We start from the raw sequence: 22,927 nt of genomic DNA on the forward strand, positions 1-22,927 counted from the left end.
CGCGACCGCTCAGGAATACCCATGCATTACCAAACCGTACTGTTCGACCTTGATGGCACCCTGACCGACCCGCGTGAGGGCATCACCCGTTCCATCCAGTTCGCCCTCGCCAAGCTCGGTATCGATGAGCCGGACCTGACCAAGCTGGAACACTTCATCGGCCCACCGCTGCTGCAGGCGTTCATGCAGTTCTACGATTTTGATGAAGCCAAGGCGTGGCAGGCGGTGAATTTCTACCGCGAACGCTTCAAGGTCACTGGCCTGTATGAAAACCGTGTGTTCGACGGCGTTACGCCGTTGTTGGAAACCCTGAACGGGCAGGGCCGGCAGCTGTATATCGCCACTTCGAAGCCGTGGGAATTTGCCCGCGAGATTGCCCGGCACTTTGATTTCGCCCGGCACTTCAAGGTGATCTATGGCAGCGAGCTGGACGGCACGCGGACCAACAAGGTTGAGCTGATTGCGCACTTGATGGCGGAAGAAGGGCTGGACCCGGCGAATACGCTGATGATCGGCGATCGTAAGCATGACCTGATCGGGGCGCGCAGCAATGGGCTGGATGCTGCGGCGGTCGGTTATGGGTTTGGCAGTTTTGAAGAGTTGAGCGCCGAGGCACCGGCTTATCACTTTGAAACGCTGGACGAGTTGCATCAGGCCTTTTTGCAGCGCTGATTAGATTGCTTTCGCGAGCAGGCTCGCTCCCACATTTGGAACGCATTCCCCTGTAGGAGTAAGCCTGCTCGCGATGACTTACTCCCAATCAACTCAACTGTTTGGGTCTGCCAATATTTTCAAAGCCGCCTTACGCTCAGTCACCGGTAACCCACCCAACTTCTCAACCTCAGCATAAAAGCTCAGCCAATCCCTCCCGACTTGCTTGTACAACGCCGCAAACGCCGGCACCCACTGGTCATACAGCCCAAACGGCAACAACCGCGCATTGTTCAGCGGCGCATTCACCCAGGTGTCATAACGCTTGTCGCCGGCCCACTGACTGTCCCTCATCAGCCGATAATCGCGGCGAAACTGCTCGAACTCGGCCGCTTTGCGTTCGCGCATCTGATCGATTGGCAGAGCCTGGGCATACAACTTTTCAAGCCTTGAACGCACATCAAGCACCAATTCAATGAACTGATCGCGTTGTTTCAGCCGTGAATCGGTATCCGCCGGCAACCCACGAAACGCCCGCCACTGCCGCGTACCTTCCTGTTCGACAAACGTGGCAAACGACTCATTGAACTCGGTGTCGTCCTTCACATAGAAGCGCTGATGCGCCAGTTCATGAAAGATCAGCGTGGCCAGGCGCTCATCGCCCCAGCCCATCATCGAGTTAAGGATCGGATCGTTGAACCAGCCCAGCGTCGAGTAAGCCTCAACGCCGCCGATCGACACGTCCATGCCTTGCAAGCGCTGAATCGCCGCTTCACCGCGCGCAGCGCTCTGGCTGTAGTAACCGCGATAGGCCACGCAACCGGCAATCGGGAAGCAATGGTTCTGTGGCGTCAGGGAAAACTCCTGAGTGGCGAACACATTCCACACCACATACGGTCGATGGATGTCGGCGTACAGGCGATAGCTTTGGTTATCCGGCAAGTGCAGATGCTCGCTGGCAAAGGCGCGGGCCTTCTGCGATTGAGCCAAGTGCGCGCGCAGTGTCGCGTCGCGGTTCGGGTCGTTGATCACCTTTTCCACAGGCTCGCGCGCCTGCAGCAATTGCAACTGACCGCTGGCCAACTGAGCGTAATAGCTGACGCTGGCGCAACCGTTGAGCAACAAAAACAACACACCCGGAAACAAAACCCGAAAAACGCGATCAAGTAACCCAAGGCTTGGAAACGGCCTGATCAAAATAAGAAATCCCCCGGAGAGTCTGCTCGCAAGACTATCCCGCCTTAAGGAGCACTGCTATGCGCATGTTGATGCTGTCAGGAAGCCTGCTGACGCTGGCCGGTTGTGCCAATTTCGGAATGCCCGACCCTGACCCCTCACAAGCCTGGATTGATCTCGATGCCCGGCAACAGGATACGACCCTGCAAGCGCTCAAGGTCGACAGTCAGGCCGCAATCGATAAACGATACTTCGAAGTACAGCCCGGCAGCCATGAATTGAAAGTGCGTTATCAATTCCCGGTTGAGGCGACCAACATCGGCCCTGACGCCGAGCCGTTGTGGCGCGATTGCCAGTTGAACGTGAAATTCAAGGATTTCAATGCTGGTCAGCGCTATCAGTTGCAGGCGGGCAGCATCGGTTTCCGGCCTTGGGCCAAGCTTTATGATGAGCAACGCAAAGTCGTTGGGCAGGGCACACCGGCGGGCTGCCAGAAGACCTGATCGGCGGTATGCTGGATGTCCACATCAAAGGACATTGATCATGCGCAGGTTGACGTTGTTGCTGGTAGGAAGTGTGCTTGCCGGCTGTCAGAGCCCGCTGCCAGCGGTCGATCCGCAAATGGCCTGGGTCGACTTTTCGATGCCGACACCCGGTGGCAAGGTGCTGATGGCTGAACGCCTGGATAATCAGCGTCTGCGCGACGGGCGTTTTTTCCAGGTCACGCCGGGCAGCCACGAACTGACGGTGCGCTTCGATTTCGAGATTTTCGGCGGCGGTCAGGGAATGGATACCGATCCGCAGGAACGCCTGTGCTACATGACCGTGCCCTTTGACCACTTCGAAGCCGGGCAACGTTACCGACTCGAAGCACGATCGCTGGCCTTCACGCCAAGCGCCCGATTGATCAATCGTCAGGGGCAGATCGTTGCCGAAGAACGGCAGATCAACTGCGTGCCTTAAGCGTTATCAGGAGTCGTTCTTCTGATAGATGATCGCTTTGGTGCCGTTCTCACACGAACCCACCACCATGGCGATGTCGTGTTTGGCCGCCTCTTCCTTGCTGACGATTTCCAGCGTGTACGAGGGCACGGCTTTGGCCTGGATCTTGATTTCGATTTCTTTTCTCAGTTCTTCGCAGTCTTTCGGTGCTGCAACTACCGAGGTGGCCAGTGCACTGCAAAGGATCGCCAAGCCAATACGTTTCATGAGTGAAGCTCCCTGAGGCAGCGCGCACGGGTGTGCGCTGAAGCTGCTGTCACGTATTCGACCATATTTCCACAAAACGAGTTCTGACTTCGCTCACAAGATGTACGCACACTTTCTGATTTGCGGTGATGTTGAGATCGCTATCGCGAGCAGGCTCACTCCTACATTTGATCTCCGGCGGACACAATCTCTGTGATCGACCGAAATTCCCTGTAGGAGTGAGCCTGCTCGCGATAGCGTCAGACCTGCTAACTCCGAATTAACTGACCAACGTCGCCTCAAGGCTGATCTGCGCATTCAGTACTTTCGACACCGGGCACCCTTCCTTGGCCTTGTTGCTCAGCTCTTCGAACTGCGCCTGCGTCGCCCCCGGGATTTTCGCCTTGAGAATCAGCTTCACCGCGGTGATCGCGAAGCCGCCGTCAACCTGATCGAGGGTCACTTCCGCATTGGTATCGATGCTGTCGGCCTTCAGGCCCGCATCACCCAGAATCATCGAAAACGCCATGGAGAAACAACCGGCATGCGCCGCGCCGATCAGTTCTTCCGGGTTGGTGCCCTTGCCGCCTTCGAAGCGCGCCTTGAAACCGTAGGGGGCTTCTTTGAGTACGCCGGTTTCAGTGGAAATCGAGCCGATACCGGTTTTCAGATCACCTGCCCAATGTGCCGATGCTTTCTTCACGATAGCCATGTCTTCCTCCTCGTCTCTGGCGCGGAAACGCCGCGTCGTCGTGGTTTTTACTTGCAAGGCTTCTGAGGATAGACGCCGGAACAAAGTTCAGCCCGGTTGAATCGTTGACTTTTTTAGTAGGAAATTTCGACTCGGCTATTGAAACTCGGGTATATGCCCTCATTGCATAAAACACGCTTATGAATTCGGCAGGTTTTCGTTCGTATCAACAACCTGCCTCCCGACTCGGAGACGCAGGTTTATGAAGCAACTGTCCGACGTAAAATTTTCCACCCTCGATCTGGTGCCGGTGCGCGAGAACGGTAGCCCGGCGCAGTCGCTGCGCAACTCACTGGATCTGGCACAGCATGTCGAGAAATTCGGCTACACGCGGTTCTGGGTGGCGGAACACCACAACATGGACGGCATCGCCAGTTCCGCCACGTCTGTTTTGCTCGGTTATCTGGCAGGTGGTACATCGACCATTCGCGTCGGCTCCGGCGGCGTGATGCTACCCAACCATGCGCCGCTGGTGATTGCCGAGCAGTTCGGCACGCTGGAAAGCCTGTATCCGGGTCGGATCGACCTCGGCCTGGGCCGCGCACCCGGTTCCGATCAGATGACGGCTCGGGCGTTGCGCCGTGAACGCTCCGGCAGCGCCGATGATTTCCCCGAAGATGTCGCCGAACTGGTGCGCTACCTCGGCCCGCGTACCCCGGATCAGCGCGTGATTGCCATGCCGGGCACCGGCACCAATGTGCCGATCTGGTTGCTGGGTTCCAGCCTGTTCAGTGCGCAACTGGCCGGTGAGCGCGGTTTGCCTTACGCCTTCGCCTCGCATTTCGCCCCGCGTTTCATGCATGAGGCGATCCGCGTTTATCGCAATCACTTCAAGCCTTCGGCGGTGCTCGACAAACCGTACGTGATGCTCGGCGTGCCGCTGGTGGCGGCAGATACCGATGAACAAGCCGATTACCTGGCGACTTCGGTGTACCAGCGCATTCTTGCTTTGATGCGTGGGCAGAGTCTGGTGCAGCGGCCGCCGGTGAAAACCATGGACGGCCTGTGGCTACCGCATGAGCGTGAGGCGGTGGGGGATTTCCTCGGTCTGGCGATGGTCGGCAGCCCGCAGAAGATTCGCGCCAAGCTGGAAGTGCTGGTTGAGCAGACGCAGGCGGATGAGCTGATTTTTACCAGTGATCTGTATGAGCATGCTGATCGCGTGCATTCCTACGAATTGCTGGCACAAGTCATGAAGGGCTGAAAGGCACCCTCACCCTAGCCCTCTCCCGGAGGGAGAGGGGACTGATTGAGGTGTTCTCGCGCTCGACATCGACCTGAAAAATCGAGTCGAACTCAGGTTTTGAACAGCCCCCGATCTGCTCCCTTTCCCCTCTACCCCTTGGGGGAGAGGGCTGGGGTGAGGGGTTCGATTTCAAATCCACCAAAAATCCCAAATCCCGGACACAAAAAAGCCGACGCCTTCACGTCGGCTTTTGCATTTCAGTCACGATCAACTGCGCTTGTAGACGATTTCCTTCGCGCCGCCTTCGCAGGTGCCGACGACTTTGCCGTCAGACGCTGCGCCCTTATCGACAATCTCCAGCGAATACCCGGAAACGCCCTTGGCATCCAGCTTCGCCGCAATCTCGCCTTTCAGCTCTTCACATGGCTTACCGGCAGCAAACGCACCACCGGCAAGGCTCAACAAACCTACTGCCAACATGAACTTCTTCATCGGTCGCACTCCCTGGTCGGATTAAAAGAGGCGGGCATCGAGCGTTCACTCGATGCACTCACCCTGTAGCGCTTTGCCATTCCTATGGCACTCGGCCAGCGCGCAAGTTCAGAAGACTAGACCAAACTCAGCTGCTGGCAATCTTGAAGCCGACTTTCAATGTCACCTGAAAGTGCGCTGTCTTGCCGTCCTTGATGTGACCACGGGTTTCGGTCACTTCAAACCATTCGAGGTTGCGAATGGTCTTGTTTGCTTCAGCAATTGCGTTGTTGATGGCGTCTTCGATGCTGCTGGTCGACGAACCGACCAGCTCGACTTTCTTGTACGTGTGATGGTCACTCATGGCGATCTCCTTGGCGTGTGGAATTGAGACTAGCAGTGAATCTGCACTGTTGATTTCGGCGGCTTTGCGCGGGCGAAGTTCAGATTTTCTGCACTTTCTCAAACCGCTGAAGTCCCAACCAACACACGCCACTCATCACCAATGCAGGAGAGCCACCATGGCCAACACCTCTTTACGTAAAGCCTCGTTGCAAAGCATGGAAGCCGAGATCGAGAGTCTGCTCAAATCGTTGGAAAGCTTGAAGGACGACGCTTCGGACGAGTCGCGCAAGACCCTCAAGGCGCTGAAAAGCAATGCCGAAAGCGCGCTGAAACATTCGCGTCACCTGCTCAGCGATGCCTATGAAGAAGTCAAAGTGAAAACCCGCGAAACCGGGATCGCCACCCGTGATTACGCCCAGGAGCATCCGTGGACGACGGCCGGTGTGGCAGTCGGTGCGATTGGTCTGCTCGCGGCTTATTTGCTGTTCAAGCGCGGCGAGTGATCCGTCTGGCGCAGCTCGTTCTTGAGCCATTGCGCCAGTTGCCGGGCGCGCCCGTCTGCGGCGCGCTTGGGTAGCCACAACGCCAGTTGCGCCGGGGTTTCACAGAAGCCCCATGGCGCAACCAGGCGACCAGCCTTCAAATCTTCCGTTACCAGCGGCTCCGGCGCGATGGCCACGCCAAGTCCAGCAACTGCTGCTTCCAGCAGGTAATACAAATGCTCGAAACCTTGCCCCAACTTCAACGCTTTCGCGTCGAGGTGGTTTTGCTGTGCCCAGCTTGGCCAGGCTTGTGGACGGGAAGTAGTGTGCAGCAGCGGTTCATCAAGCAATTCTGAGGCTGGCGCGCTTTGCAGGCGTTGGTAACCGTTGAACAATGGGCTCATGACCGGGCCGATGCGTTCTGCCGCCAGTTCATAAACCTGCATATCCGCAGGCCACGGTGGTTCGGCGAACAGCAGCAAAGCGTCCAGTCCCGGGCGGCGAGGATCGAGATCGCCTTCACCCGCCGACAGGTGCAGACGCAAGTCCGGCAGATCCGCATTCAATCGCCCCAGACGCGGAATAAACCAGCGGGCCAACAGACTTCCAGAGCAACCCAGGACGAACGGCGCATCAGCGGTGCTTTGCGTCAGCTCTGCACAGACGCTGCGCAACCGGTCGAACGCTTCGCCACTGGCATCGCGCAAACGCATGCCGGCATCTGTGAGTTTCAAGCCGCGACCGTCCTTGGCGAACAGACTGACGCCCAGGTGTTCTTCAAGCACCTTGAGCTGCCGACTGACCGCGCCATGGGTAACGTGCAGCTGCTCGGCAGCCTGACTGACACTGTTCAGCCGGGCGGTCGCTTCGAACGCGCGCAAGGCGTTCAGCGGGGGAAGGTCGTGGCTCATGGTATCTGTGAGTTTTCCTGACAGGTTGTAGCGATCTTATCGGTTTTCAGCCTGGAAGGTCAGGGGTAGAGTGGTCGTCATTGTCTTTTGACCCGAATTCACCTGGAGCGACTCATGACCCAGACTTCGAACACCTCTGATCTGCGTAACGGCCCGGACGATAACGGCCTGTTCGGCTCGTTCGGTGGCCGCTACGTGGCGGAAACCCTGATGCCGTTGATCCTCGATCTGGCCCGCGAATACGAAGCGGCCAAGGAAGATCCGGCGTTCAAAGAAGAATTGGCCTACTTCCAGCGTGACTACGTCGGGCGTCCGAGCCCGCTGTATTTCGCTGAACGCCTGACCGAATTCTGCGGCGGCGCCAAGATTTATCTCAAGCGCGAAGAGCTCAACCACACCGGCGCGCACAAGATCAACAACTGCATCGGCCAGATCCTGCTGGCGCGACGCATGGGCAAGAAACGCATCATCGCCGAGACCGGCGCCGGCATGCACGGCGTGGCCACTGCCACCGTTGCGGCACGTTTCGGTCTGGATTGCGTGATTTACATGGGCACCACTGACATCGAACGTCAGCAAGCCAACGTGTTCCGCATGAAGCTGTTGGGCGCTGAAGTAATTCCGGTGGTTGCCGGCACCGGCACCCTGAAAGACGCGATGAACGAAGCGCTGCGTGACTGGGTAACCAACGTCGACAGCACCTTCTATCTGATCGGCACCGTGGCGGGCCCGCACCCTTATCCGGCGATGGTTCGCGACTTCCAGGCCGTGATCGGCAAGGAAACCCGTGAGCAGTTGCAAGCGCAGGAAGGGCGTCTGCCGGACAGCCTGGTGGCGTGCATCGGTGGCGGTTCCAATGCTATGGGCCTGTTCCACCCGTTCCTCGACGACAAGAGCGTTGAAATCATCGGCGTTGAAGCGGCGGGTTACGGCATCGAAACCGGCAAGCACGCGGCCAGCCTGAATGGCGGCGTTCCGGGTGTGCTGCACGGCAACCGTACTTTCCTGCTGCAGGACGACGATGGCCAGATCATCGACGCCCACTCGATTTCCGCCGGCCTCGACTATCCGGGCATCGGCCCGGAACACGCATGGTTGCATGACATCGGCCGCGTTCAATACACCTCGGTGACCGACGACGAAGCGCTGGATGCTTTCCACAAATGCTGCCGTCTCGAAGGGATCATTCCTGCACTGGAAAGCGCTCACGCCCTGGCTGAAGTGTTCAAACGTGCACCGAAGCTGCCGAAGGATCACCTGATGGTGGTCAACCTCTCCGGCCGTGGCGACAAAGACATGCAGACCGTCATGCACCATATGGAACAGTCGAAGCAGGAGAAACACTGATGAGCCGCCTGCAAACGCGTTTTGCCGACCTCAAAGAACAGAACCGCGCCGCGCTGGTGACCTTCGTCACCGCCGGTGATCCGGACTACGACACCTCGCTGGCAATCCTCAAAGGCTTGCCGGGCGCTGGTGCCGACGTGATCGAGTTGGGCATGCCGTTCACCGACCCGATGGCCGACGGCCCGGCGATTCAATTGGCGAACATTCGTGCCTTGGGTGCCAAGCAGAATCTGCTGAAAACCCTGCAAATGGTTCGCGAGTTCCGTGAAGGCAACAGCGATACGCCGCTGGTGCTGATGGGCTACTTCAACCCGATCCACATGTATGGCGTCGAGCGCTTCATCGCCGATGCGAAAGAGGCCGGTGTCGATGGCCTGATCGTGGTCGACATGCCGCCTGAGCACAACGCCGAACTGTGCGACCCGGCGCAGGCTGCCGGTCTGGACTTTATCCGTCTGACCACGCCGACCACCGACGATGCACGCCTGCCGAAAGTGCTCAATGGCAGTTCCGGTTTCGTTTACTACGTGTCGGTCGCCGGTGTGACCGGTGCTGGCGCTGCAACGCTGGAACACGTTGAAGAGGCGGTGACCCGTCTGCGTCGGCATACCGATCTGCCGATCAGCATCGGTTTTGGCATCCGCACTCCAGAGCAAGCGGCGTCCATCGCGCGTCTGGCTGACGGTGTTGTGGTGGGCTCGGCGTTGATCGATCACATCGCCAATGCAACGACGCCAGCGCAGGCCATCGACGGCGTGTTGAGCCTGTGCTCGGCACTCTCCGAAGGTGTGCGTAAGGCCCGCGTCAGCTGAAGGTAAAGTTCCTGATACAGAGGAATTAGCACCTCAAAGCACAGACTAATCCAGCAAGACCGAGGGCTTCAGAACATCGTTCTGAAGCCCTTTTTGCTGTTTGTGCTGTGAGGAAAGATTCGATGAAAATGCCGAAACGTCTGATGGCCGGACTGGGCGTGCTGATGATCAGCGCGACGCCGCTGCTGGCCAGCGCTGATCCGCGCGATGATCACGACCACGGCGGCCCGCAGCAGGGCCATTACGATAACCGTGGCGACAATCACGGTGACGATCACCGTGGTCCGCAAAATGATCATCGAGGTGGCCCGCCACCGCGCGACTTTGGTCCGGTGCGTCAGACCATTCGTGACAATCATGGCTACTTTGTACGCGGTGCGCCGCCGCCTCCGGGGATTCATCTGGAGCGTGGCCGGCCTTTGCCGCGCGGCTATTACGGCGAGCGTCTGGATAATCGCGCGTTAGGTCGCTTGCCGGTGTATCCGGGTTATGAATGGCGTCGGGCGGGGGGCGATATCGTGCTGATCGCGGTGGGCACCGGGATCGTCTACGAAATTCTCGATGGCGTTTTGTATTGATCCGCAGGCAATAAAAAAGACCGCAGCCAATGGCTGCGGTCTTTTTTTCAGGGCAGTTCCAGTCCGCCGGAGGCCTTGTGCAGTTTGCGCAGATGCGCGCCAATCTGCTTCACGTTCTCCTCACTGGCCGCAATCTCCGCGGCCCGCTTCGGCTCCAGCAACTTGCGTACTTCGGCGTCCAGATCACCGGACAGTGCCAGCAGCTTCTTCTGCCGCTGGCTGCTTTCCGCTTCGAGGCGACTGAACTCGATCGGCTGCGGCAATCCGTAACCCTTGGAATCGAGCAATTCTGCCGGACGGCTAAGGAACCCGCTGTTGGCGAGAATTTCCTGCAAGGTCGCGTTGGCCTTGTCCATGCCGCCGTTTTCCAGCTCGCGCGCACCGAGGTAACGCTGCTTGACCTCGTCTTGTGCCAGCAGCAATTGGCGGCGATAACTCGCCTGCTCCAGCAACAACAACGCGGCGCTGGTGCGCAGATCCGCACGCTCGAACCACTCACGGCGTTCTTCGGCTGTCAGCGAAAGCCATTCTTCAACGGTGTTCTGCTTGATCGGCAATTGCTTCTTCAGCACATCGAACATCGCCTGATAGCGATCGCGGAACGAGTCGAAGCGGTAACCCAGACGCAACGCTTCTTTCGGATCATCCAATACGCTGGTATCGGCGAGGCCGCGTCCCTTGAGCACTTCCAGCAAACCGTTGGGCATGATGCTGTCGAGGCCGATGAGCTGCGCGTTGTTGCTGCCGCTGCGCAACAGTTTCAAGCCTTCCACCGCACAGTTGTTGGAGAGGAAGAAGTAGTTGCCGTCATAGCTCCAGTGCATCTCGGCCGCATGCTCGACTACGCCTTCGATCTCGTCGCGTGACAGGTTCAGCGGCACGGAAGCGAGGCTGCGCAGTTCGGTCTTGGTGTATTCGTCGATGACCTGCGCAAGCGGCAGCACGAACAGCCGCGACGGGTATTTGCCGACCAGTCCGTCCCAGCTCGACAGCTGCACGTCACCGACAAAGGCGCGGTAGGACAACACCAGATGCTGGTCCAGATCGAGTCGGCAATCCGGCCCGCGCGGGCGGCCCGGCGCGCAAATCACCAGACGCAACATGCTGTGGCCCCAGCGGCTGACCCAGTTCTGATTGGCCTCGGCCAGCAGATAGTCGACGGCGTAGACCCGTTCCGGATCGACCTGCCCCAAAGGTTGCTTGGCGAAGTCGTTGCCGGCATTGAGGAAGGAGAAGGTTTTGCTGCAGGCGTCCTTGGCCGGAGGAGCCCAGCCAAAGTGCTCCTGGTAATAGCGATACAGCGCCGGGCGACGGCAGGCATAGCTCGGGTCGAGGAGGAAATACTCCATGTTGACCGCGACGAACTCCTTGGGGCTGGAGATTTCGTACAGGTCCGGGCTACGAGCGATCTGCCGGTTGTGTTGTTCGCGTTCACCCCGACGGCCGACGTATTGTTGCCAACCGGCGAGGTCGAGCAGGCGCGGGTCATCGCTGAGGGTGAAGCGCCGGCCGTTCTGGCCACGGCATTCATCGGGGATGCCGATCAGCCCGGCGCTGTTGAACCGTCGAGTGCAACGCTGGATCAGCGTGCGCTCGGCACTCGGCCACAGGCGCGCGCGATCATAAATATGGGTGATTTCATGCAGCACCGTGGCGAGCAGTTCCTGACGCACAGTGCCGTGAGGGCGATTGGTTTTTTCTTTCGCCGCACTGCCGTCAGTCAGGCTGGCGAGCAGTTTGCGATTCAGGTCGAGTTCGGCGACCAGCGTGGCTTGGCCATAGGCGTTGCTCGGCATGTCGTCGGTCCAGCCGACATCGATGCGCCGATCCAGCCGCTCGATAAAGCTCGGCGGCAGCTTTTGCATCGCCTCATCGATCAGCACCTGGCTGGCCTGTTGTTGGGCGGGGCTCAGACCTTCGGTCTTGAGCCGCAATTGCAGGCCGGCGTGGGCGCTGTTGCCAAGCAGCAACAACGCCCCGGCCAGTAGCCAGGTGCCGAGTGACTTCACAGTGCGAGGATGGCTTCGGCGAGAACCTGATCACTGGCGTCGCGCGCTTCCGGCACGCGAGTGCGCAAGGTATTGAACGCGGCTTCCAGGTGTGCGCCACGGATATCGCCATTGGACGCTACGAAACTGGCAGCGTCGTCGTGGGCTTCGCGGATGATTTTCGAATCGCGAATCGACGTGGTGGTGTCGGAAGTGAAATCGATGGTGCGCTGGGAGGCACGAACGATGATGTTACTGGTGGCTACCAGGGTGTGCGCCTGGGCCACGTCGGCCAACAAAAACAGGCCAAGGGCGGCAGCAATCAGCGGGCTACGCATGGAACGACTCCGAAGGGGCAAGGATAACGGGGATACGGGATAACTATTGGACGAGAATTGCTTCTGCCAGTTCAAGGTCGCTGACATGAAGTTTCGGCCGGGTTTTGCGCAGGTAATGCAGCGCGGATTCCAGACGAGCACCTCGCCATTCACCGTCACTGGCAACAAATGCGGCCGCGTCATCATGGGCGGCGAGCAGCAGTTTACGGTCGAAAGGCGCGGAAGACACCATGCTGGTGGCGTAACCACTGACGACGGTGCCTTGGGTCGACGCGTTGAAAGCATCAAAGGCATTGACCGGCGCCGTCCAGCAGGCGGTGAACAATACGGAGGGAATCAGTAGATTTGGAAGAAAGCGCATCGGACTCGGTAATTTTTGGTGAGCCCAAAGGCTAGCGCAATGCCCGGGCCAGAGCCAGCGCCGAAACATCGGGACACGACGGGCGTGTCCCGATTTGCACCTGGCGCTTAGATCGTCAGGATGGCTTGCGCCAGTTGTGCGTCAGTGGCTTGCAGCTGTGGCGCCTGGTGACGGATGTGATCCAGTGCGCTTTCCAGTTTCACCCCACGGATTTCGCCTTCGCTGGCCACGAAGCTGGCAGCGTCGTCGCGGGCGGCAAGAACAATCTTGTCGTCACGGAACGACGAGGTGACGTCGGACGTAGCGTCGGACGAGGATTTCAGAGCGCCGACAACGGCGTCGGTGGTCACGATGAAGCTGGTGGCGCTGGCGTTGGCGGCCACGGCCAGCAGGGCGGCGGCACTGAGCAGACGAAGACGGGACATGATGTAACTCCTGTGGATAAACCGTAGAGAGAGGTGGCTCGGTATCTGAGGAGTCAGACGCCAGTGACACAGCATTCGCCACGTTCTGCATGGATATTAGGCCTGCTTTGCGAGGTTCGCACAGTGGGCAAAATGCTAGCGCCAGAAGGGTTTATCCAGTTCATGGAGGCGATCGGCGTGGCTGAGGCCAAGATCGGCGAGGTCACGGCCATCCAGTTGAGCCAGCAGTCGCCGCGTTCTGGCGCGTGCCAGGCTGTCCCGAAGCCTGAGAAACAGGCGACGCAGAGCGTTTGGGCGAGAGTAGAGCTGGCTGAAGTTTTCTGAAACATCCTGTAAGTCATTCATGACGTATTCCTTATTGCCGGTGAAGGCGGAAGGTCATGTTGAGCCTGCGACAGAAGAAGAGGCAGATACAGCAGGGGGAAATTGTACTTGTTCAGATTGCGATTTGGTTGAACTGTGCTGGTCGGCAATCCAGATAGCTGTATTTAGATTTCCAGACCCTAAAACGACAAAACCCGTCGTGGTTTCCCACTACGGGTTTTGTTTGTTCAAATCGGGTTGCTGGCGGTGGGTCTAACGACCAGAGCCAGCGACGCTACTTAGCGCCAGAACGGCTTGCTCAGCTCTTCGTAGCGTTGTGCTTCGCTGATACCGGCGTCAGCCAGCAGACGCGAATCCAGACGAGCCAGTTGATGGCGGCTGGAGATGCGGCGCTGCCACAACATCAGGTTGGCGATAACGCGCAGAGGCAGGGAAGCCTGGGTGTTTACAGCTTTGTCTTCGAAGAACAGTTCGGAACTGAGTGTACGTTCCATGGTTGACATCCTTCCGCTTGTGGCGGGATCAGGTAGTGGTTTGACTGGTGCCCATGATCCTCTCGTTTGCCAAGTCTCTCTAGATACAGTTCAACTGTATTGTGAGTGACCAGTTAACTGTTTATAGGGGGTGTACGGGTCAAAATTGAGCGAACTGTACCTGTCCGCACTTAAGTGGTGCATTTTTGCTCGATTCACTCGGAAAGGTAGGCAATGCCTGTAGGAAATGACCAGTACAGCAGTACAGTTTTTGTCAGGTAGGGAGGCTTGAGAAAGTCCGCCGACGCAAACTGTATTTGCGTCGGCGGTTTATCTGTGTGGATCAGACCACGAGCATGCGCCCGGTTTCTTCCAGGTTGATATGCCAGCTCAACGCTTCACGCAGGATGTGCGGGGTGTGGCCACCGATTGCACAGGCCTTCGTGAAGTAATCATTCAGCGCCTGACGGAAGTCCGGGTGCACACAGTTATCGATGATCACTCGTGCACGCTCCCGTGGCGCCAGACCGCGCAAGTCCGCCAGACCTACCTCGGTCACCAGAATGTCGACGTCATGCTCGGTGTGGTCGACGTGGCTGACCATCGGCACCACACTGGAAATCGCGCCGCCCTTGGCGATCGACTTGGTCACGAACACCGCCAGGTGCGCGTTGCGCGCGAAGTCACCCGAACCGCCAATGCCGTTCATCATCCGCGTGCCGCAGACGTGGGTGGAGTTGACGTTGCCGTAAATGTCGAACTCCAGCGCTGTGTTGATGCCGATGATGCCCAGGCGGCGCACCACCTCCGGATGGTTGGAGATCTCCTGCGGACGCAGCACCAGTTTGTCCTTGTACTTCTCCAGATTGCCGAACACGTCGCTGTTGCGCCGCTCCGACAACGTAATCGAGCTGCCCGACGCAAAGCTCAACTTGCCGGCATCGATCAGGTCGAAGGTCGAATCCTGCAGTACTTCGGAGTACATGGTCAGGTCTTCGAACGGCGAATCGATCAGGCCGCACATCACCGCGTTGGCGATGTTGCCGATCCCGGCCTGCAACGGGCCGAGCTTGTTGGTCATGCGCCCGGCGTCGACTTCCTGCTTGAAGAAGGTGATCAGGTGATCGGCGATGGCATTGGTGTCGACATCCGGCGACGACACGGTGGAGGGCGAATCGGCCTGCTGAGTGATGACGATGGCGACAATCTTCTCCGGAGGAATCGGAATCGCGGTGCTGCCGATGCGGTCGTCGACTTTTACCAGAGGAATCGGCGTGCGCGTCGGGCGGTAAGTCGGGATATAGATGTCGTGCAGACCTTCGAGGTTGGCGTTGTGTGCCAAGTTGATCTCGACGATCACCTGTTTGGCGAAAATCGCGAAGCTCGCCGAGTTGCCCACTGAAGTGGTCGGCACGATGTGGCCTTGCTCGGTGATGGCTACGGCTTCGATGACCGCGATGTCCGGCAGCTTCAGTTGCTGGTTGCGCAACTGCTCGACGGTTTCCGACAGATGCTGGTCGATGAACATGACCTCGCCGGCGTTGATTGCCTTGCGCAAGGTGCTGTCGACCTGGAACGGCATGCGACGCGACAGCACGCCGGCTTCGGTCAGTTGCTTGTCGAGGTCGTTGCCCAGGCTGGCGCCGGTCATCAGGCTGATCTTCAGCGGCGTGACCTTGGCCCGCTCGGCCAGTGCGTGAGGGACTGCTTTGGCTTCGCCGGCACGGGTGAAACCGCTCATGCCGACGGTCATGCCGTCCTCAATCAGAGCGGCTGCGTCGGCGGCGCTCATCACTTTATCCAACAACGAAGGCAGGCGAATACGGTCACGGTACATGGATTATTATCTCGGGAAGCGAGTAGCAGGATGCGCAGTCTAGTGAATTTGACGGGCGCCTGTCCCGCTACCAAGGTCGCAAACGAGGCGTCTATTTAGCGGGTTTGAAGTAAAACACCGTTACTGGATCTGCAACAACGTGGCAAATTGTCCGACGTTTTGCGCAAACAAAAACGCCCCGACGAGTCGGGGCGTTCGCTATTGCAGCGGGGGTATTACTCGACCGCTTTGACCATGTCTTCGATTACTTTCTTCGCGTCACCGAAGACCATCATGGTCTTGTCCAGATAGAACAGTTCGTTGTCCAGACCGGCATAACCGCTGGCCATCGAGCGCTTGTTGACGATGATGGTCTTGGCCTTGAACGCTTCGAGGATTGGCATGCCGGCAATCGGCGATTTCGGATCGTTCTTCGCGGCCGGGTTGACCACGTCGTTCGCGCCGAGCACCAGCACCACGTCGGCCTGGCCGAACTCGGAGTTGATGTCTTCCATCTCGAACACCTGGTCGTAAGGCACTTCGGCCTCGGCGAGCAGAACGTTCATGTGCCCCGGCATACGGCCGGCAACCGGGTGGATCGCGTACTTCACGGTCACGCCACGGTGAGTCAGCTTCTCGGTCAGCTCTTTCAGTGCATGTTGCGCACGTGCTACCGCCAGACCGTAGCCCGGGACGATGATCACGGTGTCGGCGTTGGTCAGCAGGAAGGTAGCGTCGTCAGCCGAGCCGGATTTCACCGGACGTGCTTCTTTCGCACCGGCCGGGCCAGCATCAGCCGTGTTGCCGAAACCGCCGAGCAGTACATTAAAGAAGGAACGGTTCATCGCCTTGCACATGATGTACGAGAGGATCGCGCCGCTCGAGCCCACCAAGGAACCGGCAATGATCAGCATCGAGTTGTTCAGCGAGAATCCGATACCTGCCGCCGCCCAGCCCGAGTAGCTATTGAGCATCGACACCACCACCGGCATATCGGCACCGCCGATCGGGATGATGATCAGCACACCCATCACGAACGCCAGCGCCAGCATCAGCGCGAACGCAGTGAGGTTGCCGGTGAACATGAAGGTCAGGCCCAGTGCCAACGTCGCCAGACCCAGCACGGCGTTGAGCTTGTGCTGACCGGCAAACTGTACCGGTGCGCCTTGGAACAGGCGGAACTTGTACTTGCCCGACAACTTGCCGAACGCGATCACCGAACCGGAGAAGGTGATTGCACCGATCGCAGCGCCGAGGAACAGCTCCAGACGGTTGCCCGCCGGTATCGAGTCGCCCAGCTGTTTAACGATACCCAGCGATTGCGGCTCAACAACTGCGGCGATCGCGATGAACACTGCTGCCAGACCGATCATGCTGTGCATGAAGGCGACCAGTTCCGGCATCTTGGTCATTTCAACGCGTTTGGCCATGATCGAACCGGCGGTGCCGCCGACCAGCAGACCGACGATGACGTAACCGATACCGGCAGTCGCCAGCTCAGCACCCAACTTATAGATGAGGCCGACAGTGGTCAGGATTGCCAAGGCCATGCCGAGCATGCCGAACAGATTGCCGCGCCGCGAGGTGGTCGGGTGCGATAGGCCTTTGAGGGCCTGGATAAAGCAGATCGACGCGATCAGGTAGAGCGTCGTGACAAGATTCATGCTCATTACTTCGGCGCCTCTTCTTTTACTTTCGGGGCTTTCTTCTTGAACATCTCAAGCATGCGGCGGGTGACCAGGAAGCCACCGAACACGTTGACCGCAGCCAGCGCCACAGCAAGGGTGCCCATGGTTTTTCCCAGCGGCGTGACGGTCAGTGCGGCAGCGAGCATGGCGCCGACGATCACGATCGCCGAAATGGCGTTGGTCACCGCCATCAACGGCGTGTGCAGCGCAGGCGTAACGTTCCAGACCACGTGGTAACCGACATAAATCGCCAGCACGAAGATGATCAGGTTGTAGATACCGGGGGAGATAAGCTCTTCCATCGTCTGAATCCCTGCTTAGGCGTTTTTGCGGATGACTTGGCCGTCGCGGCACATCAGGCACGCGGCGACGATGTCGTCTTCGAGGTTGACGTCGAACTGGCCTTCTTTGGTGAACACCAGCTTGAGGAAGTCCAACAGGTTGCGCGCGTACAGTGCCGAGGCGTCTGCAGCGACTTCACCGGCCAGGTTGGTCGGGCCACAAATGGTCACGCCATTCTCGACCACGATCTGATCAGCCACGGTCAGCGGGCAGTTGCCACCCTGAGCCGCCGCGAGGTCGATGACCACCGAACCCGGTTTCATCTGCGCCACGGTGTCCGCGCTCAACAGCGTCGGTGCCTTGCGGCCCGGAATCAGCGCGGTGGTGATGACGATGTCAGCCTGCTTGGCGCGCTCGTGCACGGCCTGCGCCTGACGCTGCATCCAGCTCGCTGGCATTGGCCGCGCGTAACCGCCGACACCGACGGCGCATTCGCGCTCTTCATCGGTCTCGTACGGCACGTCGACGAACTTGGCGCCGAGGGATTCGATCTGCTCTTTCACCGCCGGACGTACGTCAGACGCTTCGATCACCGCACCCAGACGTTTCGCCGTGGCAATCGCCTGCAACCCGGCCACACCGGCGCCGAGAATCAGCACGCGCGCCGCTTTCACGGTGCCCGCAGCCGTCATCAGCATCGGCATGAAGCGTGGGTAGTGGTGAGCGGCCAGCAACACAGCCTTATAGCCGGCAATGTTCGCCTGCGACGACAACACATCGAGACTCTGCGCGCGCGAGGTGCGCGGCGCCGCTTCGAGGGCGAACGCGGTAATCCCGCACTCGGCCATCTTCGCGATGGTTTCGTTGTTGAACGGGTTGAGCATGCCGACCAGCACCGTACCGCGCTTGATCAGCGTCAGTTCGGCATCGCTTGGCGCGACCACTTTGAGAATCAGCTCGGCGCCAAACGCGTCATTGGCACTGCCAATGGTTGCGCCTGCCGCTTCATAGGCACTGTCAACCACACTGGCTTTAACGCCGGCGCCGGTTTGCACAGTGACCTTATGACCTTGGCTGATCAGCTTTTTAATGGTTTCCGGGGTTGCAGCAACCCGTGTTTCACCGGTCTGGGTTTCGAGAGGAACACCAATGTGCACGTCAAATCTCCTGCGTGATCTTATTGAGTAAACCCATGCACTACGGATGGTGCGACTGGGGCGGCCGATCAGCACGATCCCGCCAAATCAGGGCGGGGCGCGGCATTTTGCAGGCGAACTTTATGCCCTTCAAGGGATTATGACGGGTGACGGAAAATTAACTACAAGTCATGCCGTGACCGAATGTCGCAGATGACCAAGTGAATCCCTTGCAGGCCGTGCCTTGTAAGGATTCTGGCCGATTATGGAAATATTTCTCATCGGTGACGTGAATAGGCATCAATGCGTCGCCGATGGAGGCTCAAAGCCACGTCGTCAGGCGCTTGTGGGACGTCTGTACGACTTTCGGATACAGTCTGTGCAATTGCGACAAATACTTATATCTGTAGGGCTTTGTATTTTCTGACTACGGGGTTAGTTATCGCTGTGAGCCTTTACCCTTCTAGGCTGTAGCTCTGCGCCTGAGTTACCAGCCAGTCGCGAAATGCCTTTAATGACGCTGATTCGACTTTTCGTTCGGGAATCATCAGGTAATAGGCCTTGATACTGGAGAGCGCCTGCGGGTTGGCAATCACCAGGCGTTTCTCGGCCAGTTCACGCTGGATCAGGAACGGTGGAATCAGCGCAATGCCCATGTCGTGCATGGCGGCCTGGGCGAGCATGGAGAATAGCTCGTAGCGGGGACCTGTCATGTCGCGGGGGATATTCAGGTGTTGCGAGTTGAACCATTGGCGCCAGGCGTAGGGGCGGGTGGTCTGCTGCAAAAGCGGTAGCTCGGCAATCTCGTCGGCTGTCAGATGAGTCTTGTTGCCGAGTAGGGCGGGGCTGCACACCGGCATCGGATTCTCGCCCATCAGTCTGTGGGATTCGGTACCCGACCAGTCGGCATCGCCAAAGTAGATCGCAGCATCGAACTCGGTATCGGCAAACAGGAAGGGGCGGGTGCGGTTGGTCAGGTTGACGGTGACTTCCGGGTGTTTGAGCTGGAAATCCTTGAGTCGCGGTAGCAGCCATTGCGTGCCAAAGGTTGGCACCACCGCCAGTTCGATCACGTTGGTGCCTTGCTGGCCCATCACTGAAAGCGTGTCGCGCTCAACCGCATCGAGTTGCGTGGCGACTCGGCGGCTGTAGGAAAGTCCCGCCTCGGTCAGTTTCACGCCCCGCCGCGAGCGTCGGAACAGTTCCACACTGAGGAACTCTTCAAGGCTGGCGATCTGTCGGCAAATCGCGCCCTGGGTGAGGGAAAGTTCTTCGGCGGCCCGGGTAAAGCTCTCATGGCGTGCAGCAGCTTCGAAGCTGATCAGGGCGGTGGTGCTGGGAATCTTCCTGCGCATGTACATCAACCTCACTAATGCGCCGCATAAAAGGCATTTCGCGACGTTTCGGAGTGAGAAATTAGCACAACAGAATGCGAAATCCTCGTTTGCCGCGACGGCGAACCGGGCCTAGGATCAATGCCACGTTAATTCACCCGATTTGCGAGGACACACTCATGGGCGGTAAAGCTAGCTTCAACTGGATCGATCCCCTGCTGCTGGATCAACAGCTCACCGAAGAAGAGCGCATGATCCGCGACACCGCCGAGCAGTTCGCTCAACAGAGCCTCGCTCCGCGTGTTCTTGAAGCCTTCCGTCATGAGAAAACTGACCCGGCGATCTTTCGCGAGATGGGCGAAGTCGGCCTGTTGGGCGCGACCATCCCTGAACAGTACGGTGGCAGCGGCCTCAACTATGTCAGCTATGGTCTGATTGCCCGTGAAGTCGAGCGGGTCGATTCCGGCTACCGCTCGATGATGAGCGTGCAGTCGTCGCTGGTAATGGTGCCGATCAATGAATTCGGTACCGAAGCACAGAAACAGAAATACCTGCCGAAGCTGGCTTCCGGTGAATGGATCGGCTGCTTCGGCCTGACCGAGCCAAACCACGGTTCCGATCCGGGCGCGATGATTACCCGTGCACGTAAAGTCGACGGCGGCTACAGCCTGACCGGCGCGAAGATGTGGATCACCAACAGCCCGATCGCTGATGTGTTCGTGGTCTGGGCCAAAGACGATGCTGGTGACATTCGCGGTTTTGTATTGGAGAAAGGCTGGAAAGGCCTGAGTGCTCCGGCCATCCACGGTAAGGTTGGCCTCCGTGCCTCGATCACCGGCGAAATCGTTATGGATAACGTGTTCGTGCCGGAAGAGAACATCTTCCCGGACGTGCGCGGCCTGAAAGGCCCGTTCACCTGCCTCAACTCCGCACGCTATGGCATCTCTTGGGGCGCACTGGGTGCTGCCGAGTTTTGCTGGCACACCGCCCGCCAGTACACCCTGGATCGTCAGCAGTTCGGTCGCCCATTGGCCGCTACACAGTTGATCCAGAAGAAACTGGCCGACATGCAGACCGAAATCACTTTGGCGCTGCAAGGTTGCCTGCGTCTGGGTCGCATGAAGGATGAAGGTACCGCGGCTGTCGAAATCACTTCGATCATGAAACGCAACTCGTGCGGCAAGTCGTTGGATATCGCTCGTATGGCGCGCGACATGCTCGGCGGTAACGGCATTTCCGATGAGTTCGGTGTTGCCCGCCATTTGGTCAACCTTGAAGTGGTGAATACCTATGAAGGCACTCACGACGTCCACGCGCTGATCCTCGGGCGTGCGCAAACTGGTCTGCAGGCGTTCTATTAATAGGAGAGCGACCATGGGCGCGCTGTCGCATCTGCGGGTACTGGATTTATCGCGAGTGTTGGCCGGGCCGTGGGCCGGGCAGATCCTCGCCGACCTTGGCGCCGAGGTGATTAAGGTCGAGCGTCCCGGCAATGGTGACGACACTCGCGCCTGGGGGCCGCCCTTCCTTAAAGACGCTTATGGCGAGAATACGTCGGAAGCGGCTTATTACCTGTCGGCGAACCGCAACAAACAATCGGTGACTATCGACTTCACCCGCCCCGAGGGGCAGAAGCTGGTACGCGAACTGGCGCTGAAGTCGGACATCCTCATAGAGAACTTCAAGGTGGGTGGTCTGGCGGCTTATGGGCTGGACTATGAGTCACTGAGGGCGATCAATCCGAACCTGATCTATTGCTCGATTACTGGCTTTGGTCAGACTGGGCCGTATGCCAAACGCGCCGGCTACGACTTCATGATCCAGGGGTTGGGTGGACTGATGAGTCTCACCGGTCGTCCTGAGGGTGATGAGGGGGCCGGGCCGGTGAAGGTCGGTGTGGCGTTGACGGACATTCTTACCGGGTTGTATTCGACGGTAGCGATTCTGGCTGCGCTGGCCCATCGTGATCACGATGGCGGTGGACAGCACATTGATATGGCTTTGCTGGATGTACAGGTTGCGTGTCTGGCTAACCAGGCGATGAATTATTTGACCACGGGCAATGCACCTAAACGTCTGGGTAATGCGCATCCGAACATCGTGCCTTATCAGGACTTTCCTACGGCTGATGGCGATTTCATTCTTACCGTGGGTAATGACGGGCAGTTCCGCAAGTTTGCCGAAGTGGCGGGGCAGCCGCAGTGGGCTGATGATCCACGCTTTGCTACCAATAAGCTGCGAGTGGCGAACCGGGCGGTGCTGATTCCTTTGATTCGTCAGGCGACGGTGTTCAAGACTACCGCTGAATGGGTGGCTCAACTGGAGCAGGCCGGCGTACCGTGCGGGCCGATCAATGATCTGTCGCAGGTGTTCGAGGATCCTCAGGTAAAGGCGCGTGGGCTGGCGATAGAGCTGCCGCATGCGTTGGCGGGGATGGTGCCTCAGGTGGCGAGCCCGATTCGTATGTCGCAGACACCGGTCGAGTATCGTCGTGCGCCTCCTTTGCTAGGTGAGCATACGCTGGATGTTTTACAGCGGGTGCTTGGGATGGGGGTTGGTGCAGTAGCCGACTTGAAGGCGGCCGGGGTGTTGTGACCATTCTTTCTATATAGAAGGGTTCTTTCCTCCTATATGGAAGGGGTTGGATGTTTTTTAGCCAATCTGCAAGTGATTGAAAGAAAACTGAAATTAACGGTTGACGGCAGGTTCAGAGTGTCTATAATTCGCCCCACTTCCGGCGCAGTCGAAACGGAAAACTCCTTGAGATTCAATGAGTTATGTAGGTTTCGGCGGCAGGTTGCTTCAGTTTATCGAAGCCAAAAGGAAGTTGAAAAAGAGGTGTTGACAGCAGCGTGTAACGCTGT

At 58.5% G+C, this 22,927-nt stretch carries 27 protein-coding genes; 10 read left to right on the plus strand and 17 right to left on the minus strand.

The window, feature by feature from the left end:
* The first annotated feature begins 21 nt into the window (after positions 1-21).
* Positions 22-672: an HAD family hydrolase gene (locus tag ACW9IR_RS16590; protein ID WP_457464238.1), complete on the plus strand. Its 651-nt coding sequence runs from the start codon at positions 22-24 to the stop codon at positions 670-672.
* Between the two features lie 93 nt (positions 673-765).
* On the opposite strand, the gene ACW9IR_RS16595 is transcribed toward ACW9IR_RS16590, so the two are convergent.
* Positions 766-1,848: an aminopeptidase gene (locus tag ACW9IR_RS16595; RefSeq protein ID WP_457464240.1), complete on the minus strand. Its 1,083-nt coding sequence runs from the start codon at positions 1,846-1,848 to the stop codon at positions 766-768.
* Positions 1,849-1,907: 59 nt separating this feature from the next.
* Here ACW9IR_RS16595 and ACW9IR_RS16600 point away from each other — a divergent pair, with 59 nt between their 5' ends.
* Entirely contained in the window at positions 1,908-2,330 is a 423-nt protein-coding gene (locus ACW9IR_RS16600; RefSeq protein ID WP_457464242.1) for a PA0061/PA0062 family lipoprotein, read from the plus strand.
* Between the two features lie 40 nt (positions 2,331-2,370).
* Positions 2,371-2,790: a PA0061/PA0062 family lipoprotein gene (locus tag ACW9IR_RS16605; protein ID WP_457464244.1), complete on the plus strand. Its 420-nt coding sequence runs from the start codon at positions 2,371-2,373 to the stop codon at positions 2,788-2,790.
* 6 nt (positions 2,791-2,796) lie between these two features.
* Here ACW9IR_RS16605 and ACW9IR_RS16610 read toward each other — a convergent pair whose 3' ends face one another.
* Positions 2,797-3,036: a DUF1161 domain-containing protein gene (locus ACW9IR_RS16610; RefSeq protein WP_008081158.1), complete on the minus strand. Its 240-nt coding sequence runs from the start codon at positions 3,034-3,036 to the stop codon at positions 2,797-2,799.
* Between the two features lie 259 nt (positions 3,037-3,295).
* Positions 3,296-3,727, minus strand: a complete 432-nt coding sequence (locus tag ACW9IR_RS16615) for an OsmC family protein (protein ID WP_102902590.1) — start codon at positions 3,725-3,727, stop codon at positions 3,296-3,298.
* A 241-nt stretch (positions 3,728-3,968) separates the two neighbouring features.
* Here ACW9IR_RS16615 and ACW9IR_RS16620 point away from each other — a divergent pair, with 241 nt between their 5' ends.
* Entirely contained in the window at positions 3,969-4,970 is a 1,002-nt protein-coding gene (locus ACW9IR_RS16620) for an LLM class flavin-dependent oxidoreductase (RefSeq protein WP_034152274.1), read from the plus strand.
* 249 nt (positions 4,971-5,219) lie between these two features.
* Here the strand turns inward: ACW9IR_RS16620 and ACW9IR_RS16625 are convergent, their stop codons facing one another.
* Together ACW9IR_RS16625 and ACW9IR_RS16630 are read right to left on the minus strand one after the other, a co-directional pair.
* Positions 5,220-5,444 carry a DUF1161 domain-containing protein gene (locus ACW9IR_RS16625; protein WP_457464247.1) on the minus strand — a complete coding sequence of 75 codons (225 nt, stop codon included), beginning with the start codon at positions 5,442-5,444 and terminating at the stop codon, positions 5,220-5,222.
* A gap of 127 nt (positions 5,445-5,571) precedes the next feature.
* Positions 5,572-5,787, minus strand: a complete 216-nt coding sequence (locus ACW9IR_RS16630) for a dodecin (protein WP_102902592.1) — start codon at positions 5,785-5,787, stop codon at positions 5,572-5,574.
* Positions 5,788-5,944: 157 nt separating this feature from the next.
* On the opposite strand from ACW9IR_RS16630, the gene ACW9IR_RS16635 reads away from it, so the two are divergent.
* On the plus strand, positions 5,945-6,271 hold the full coding sequence (locus ACW9IR_RS16635; protein ID WP_007911686.1) for a DUF883 family protein: 327 nt from the start codon (positions 5,945-5,947) through the stop codon (positions 6,269-6,271).
* Here the strand turns inward: ACW9IR_RS16635 and ACW9IR_RS16640 are convergent.
* Positions 6,244-7,161 carry a LysR family transcriptional regulator gene (locus ACW9IR_RS16640; protein WP_457464250.1) on the minus strand — a complete coding sequence of 306 codons (918 nt, stop codon included), beginning with the start codon at positions 7,159-7,161 and terminating at the stop codon, positions 6,244-6,246. The two genes, ACW9IR_RS16635 and ACW9IR_RS16640, sit on opposite strands and share 28 nt — an antisense overlap.
* Before the next feature lie 114 nt (positions 7,162-7,275).
* On the opposite strand from ACW9IR_RS16640, the gene trpB reads away from it, so the two are divergent.
* The 3 genes from trpB to ACW9IR_RS16655 all read left to right on the plus strand — a co-directional run bounded on the left by trpB (position 7,276) and on the right by ACW9IR_RS16655 (position 9,898).
* Complete coding sequence (gene trpB / locus ACW9IR_RS16645) at positions 7,276-8,508, plus strand: tryptophan synthase subunit beta (RefSeq protein WP_150708359.1); 1,233 nt, start codon at positions 7,276-7,278, stop codon at positions 8,506-8,508.
* Complete coding sequence (trpA, locus tag ACW9IR_RS16650) at positions 8,508-9,320, plus strand: tryptophan synthase subunit alpha (RefSeq protein WP_457464252.1); 813 nt, start codon at positions 8,508-8,510, stop codon at positions 9,318-9,320. The genes trpB and trpA overlap by 1 nt, the downstream gene beginning before the upstream one ends.
* Positions 9,321-9,442: 122 nt before the next feature.
* On the plus strand, positions 9,443-9,898 hold the full coding sequence (locus ACW9IR_RS16655) for an anti-virulence regulator CigR family protein (RefSeq protein WP_457464253.1): 456 nt from the start codon (positions 9,443-9,445) through the stop codon (positions 9,896-9,898).
* A 47-nt stretch (positions 9,899-9,945) separates the two neighbouring features.
* On the opposite strand, the gene ACW9IR_RS16660 is transcribed toward ACW9IR_RS16655, so the two are convergent.
* The 11 genes from ACW9IR_RS16660 to ACW9IR_RS16710 form a co-directional block, all read right to left on the minus strand.
* Entirely contained in the window at positions 9,946-11,907 is a 1,962-nt protein-coding gene (locus tag ACW9IR_RS16660; protein WP_457464255.1) for a DUF7844 domain-containing protein, read from the minus strand.
* Positions 11,904-12,224 (minus strand): DUF2388 domain-containing protein, encoded by a 321-nt coding sequence (locus ACW9IR_RS16665; protein ID WP_095119612.1) that lies wholly within the window; start codon positions 12,222-12,224, stop codon positions 11,904-11,906. Before ACW9IR_RS16665 ends, ACW9IR_RS16660 begins: the two co-directional genes overlap by 4 nt.
* A gap of 43 nt (positions 12,225-12,267) precedes the next feature.
* Positions 12,268-12,585 (minus strand): DUF2388 domain-containing protein, encoded by a 318-nt coding sequence (locus tag ACW9IR_RS16670; RefSeq protein ID WP_077575231.1) that lies wholly within the window; start codon positions 12,583-12,585, stop codon positions 12,268-12,270.
* A gap of 107 nt (positions 12,586-12,692) precedes the next feature.
* Positions 12,693-13,010, minus strand: coding sequence for a DUF2388 domain-containing protein (locus tag ACW9IR_RS16675; protein WP_007911658.1), 318 nt, complete (start codon positions 13,008-13,010; stop codon positions 12,693-12,695).
* Between the two features lie 135 nt (positions 13,011-13,145).
* The gene (locus ACW9IR_RS16680) at positions 13,146-13,355 is read right to left on the minus strand and encodes a DUF1127 domain-containing protein (RefSeq protein WP_102902597.1); all 210 of its coding nucleotides are present in this window, start codon (positions 13,353-13,355) and stop codon (positions 13,146-13,148) included.
* Between the two features lie 257 nt (positions 13,356-13,612).
* Complete coding sequence (locus tag ACW9IR_RS16685; RefSeq protein ID WP_007911656.1) at positions 13,613-13,828, minus strand: DUF1127 domain-containing protein; 216 nt, start codon at positions 13,826-13,828, stop codon at positions 13,613-13,615.
* A 322-nt stretch (positions 13,829-14,150) separates the two neighbouring features.
* Positions 14,151-15,644, minus strand: a complete 1,494-nt coding sequence (locus ACW9IR_RS16690; protein ID WP_457464259.1) for an acetyl-CoA hydrolase/transferase family protein — start codon at positions 15,642-15,644, stop codon at positions 14,151-14,153.
* 215 nt (positions 15,645-15,859) lie between these two features.
* Entirely contained in the window at positions 15,860-17,293 is a 1,434-nt protein-coding gene (locus tag ACW9IR_RS16695) for an NAD(P)(+) transhydrogenase (Re/Si-specific) subunit beta (RefSeq protein ID WP_007911651.1), read from the minus strand.
* On the minus strand, positions 17,293-17,613 hold the full coding sequence (locus ACW9IR_RS16700) for an NAD(P) transhydrogenase subunit alpha (RefSeq protein ID WP_003187417.1): 321 nt from the start codon (positions 17,611-17,613) through the stop codon (positions 17,293-17,295). Before ACW9IR_RS16700 ends, ACW9IR_RS16695 begins: the two co-directional genes overlap by 1 nt.
* A 15-nt stretch (positions 17,614-17,628) precedes the next feature.
* Positions 17,629-18,750 (minus strand): Re/Si-specific NAD(P)(+) transhydrogenase subunit alpha, encoded by a 1,122-nt coding sequence (locus ACW9IR_RS16705; RefSeq protein WP_457464261.1) that lies wholly within the window; start codon positions 18,748-18,750, stop codon positions 17,629-17,631.
* Positions 18,751-19,184: 434 nt separating this feature from the next.
* Positions 19,185-20,084: a LysR family transcriptional regulator gene (locus ACW9IR_RS16710; protein WP_102902605.1), complete on the minus strand. Its 900-nt coding sequence runs from the start codon at positions 20,082-20,084 to the stop codon at positions 19,185-19,187.
* Positions 20,085-20,242: 158 nt separating this feature from the next.
* Here ACW9IR_RS16710 and ACW9IR_RS16715 point away from each other — a divergent pair, with 158 nt between their 5' ends.
* On the plus strand, positions 20,243-21,424 hold the full coding sequence (locus ACW9IR_RS16715) for an acyl-CoA dehydrogenase (protein ID WP_007953903.1): 1,182 nt from the start codon (positions 20,243-20,245) through the stop codon (positions 21,422-21,424).
* 13 nt (positions 21,425-21,437) lie between these two features.
* A complete protein-coding gene (locus ACW9IR_RS16720) occupies positions 21,438-22,658 on the plus strand; it encodes a CaiB/BaiF CoA transferase family protein (protein ID WP_457464264.1) in 1,221 nt (406 codons plus the stop codon).
* Positions 22,659-22,927 lie beyond the last annotated feature (269 nt).

The sequence above is a fragment of the Pseudomonas sp. SDT291_1_S447 genome (assembly GCF_054070155.1).

Coding starts and splice junctions, on each gene's coding strand:
- ACW9IR_RS16590 (WP_457464238.1), top strand. CDS start 22: ATGCATTACCAAACCGTACTGTTCGACCTTGATGGCACCCTGACCGAC.
- ACW9IR_RS16600 (WP_457464242.1), top strand. CDS start 1,908: ATGCGCATGTTGATGCTGTCAGGAAGCCTGCTGACGCTGGCCGGTTGT.
- ACW9IR_RS16605 (WP_457464244.1), top strand. CDS start 2,371: ATGCGCAGGTTGACGTTGTTGCTGGTAGGAAGTGTGCTTGCCGGCTGT.
- ACW9IR_RS16610 (WP_008081158.1), bottom strand. CDS start 3,036: ATGAAACGTATTGGCTTGGCGATCCTTTGCAGTGCACTGGCCACCTCG.
- ACW9IR_RS16615 (WP_102902590.1), bottom strand. CDS start 3,727: ATGGCTATCGTGAAGAAAGCATCGGCACATTGGGCAGGTGATCTGAAA.
- ACW9IR_RS16620 (WP_034152274.1), top strand. CDS start 3,969: ATGAAGCAACTGTCCGACGTAAAATTTTCCACCCTCGATCTGGTGCCG.
- ACW9IR_RS16625 (WP_457464247.1), bottom strand. CDS start 5,444: ATGAAGAAGTTCATGTTGGCAGTAGGTTTGTTGAGCCTTGCCGGTGGT.
- ACW9IR_RS16630 (WP_102902592.1), bottom strand. CDS start 5,787: ATGAGTGACCATCACACGTACAAGAAAGTCGAGCTGGTCGGTTCGTCG.
- ACW9IR_RS16635 (WP_007911686.1), top strand. CDS start 5,945: ATGGCCAACACCTCTTTACGTAAAGCCTCGTTGCAAAGCATGGAAGCC.
- ACW9IR_RS16640 (WP_457464250.1), bottom strand. CDS start 7,161: ATGAGCCACGACCTTCCCCCGCTGAACGCCTTGCGCGCGTTCGAAGCG.
- trpB (WP_150708359.1), top strand. CDS start 7,276: ATGACCCAGACTTCGAACACCTCTGATCTGCGTAACGGCCCGGACGAT.
- trpA (WP_457464252.1), top strand. CDS start 8,508: ATGAGCCGCCTGCAAACGCGTTTTGCCGACCTCAAAGAACAGAACCGC.
- ACW9IR_RS16655 (WP_457464253.1), top strand. CDS start 9,443: ATGAAAATGCCGAAACGTCTGATGGCCGGACTGGGCGTGCTGATGATC.
- ACW9IR_RS16665 (WP_095119612.1), bottom strand. CDS start 12,224: ATGCGTAGCCCGCTGATTGCTGCCGCCCTTGGCCTGTTTTTGTTGGCC.
- ACW9IR_RS16670 (WP_077575231.1), bottom strand. CDS start 12,585: ATGCGCTTTCTTCCAAATCTACTGATTCCCTCCGTATTGTTCACCGCC.
- ACW9IR_RS16675 (WP_007911658.1), bottom strand. CDS start 13,010: ATGTCCCGTCTTCGTCTGCTCAGTGCCGCCGCCCTGCTGGCCGTGGCC.
- ACW9IR_RS16680 (WP_102902597.1), bottom strand. CDS start 13,355: ATGAATGACTTACAGGATGTTTCAGAAAACTTCAGCCAGCTCTACTCT.
- ACW9IR_RS16685 (WP_007911656.1), bottom strand. CDS start 13,828: ATGGAACGTACACTCAGTTCCGAACTGTTCTTCGAAGACAAAGCTGTA.
- ACW9IR_RS16690 (WP_457464259.1), bottom strand. CDS start 15,644: ATGTACCGTGACCGTATTCGCCTGCCTTCGTTGTTGGATAAAGTGATG.
- ACW9IR_RS16695 (WP_007911651.1), bottom strand. CDS start 17,293: ATGAGCATGAATCTTGTCACGACGCTCTACCTGATCGCGTCGATCTGC.
- ACW9IR_RS16700 (WP_003187417.1), bottom strand. CDS start 17,613: ATGGAAGAGCTTATCTCCCCCGGTATCTACAACCTGATCATCTTCGTG.
- ACW9IR_RS16710 (WP_102902605.1), bottom strand. CDS start 20,084: ATGCGCAGGAAGATTCCCAGCACCACCGCCCTGATCAGCTTCGAAGCT.
- ACW9IR_RS16715 (WP_007953903.1), top strand. CDS start 20,243: ATGGGCGGTAAAGCTAGCTTCAACTGGATCGATCCCCTGCTGCTGGAT.
- ACW9IR_RS16720 (WP_457464264.1), top strand. CDS start 21,438: ATGGGCGCGCTGTCGCATCTGCGGGTACTGGATTTATCGCGAGTGTTG.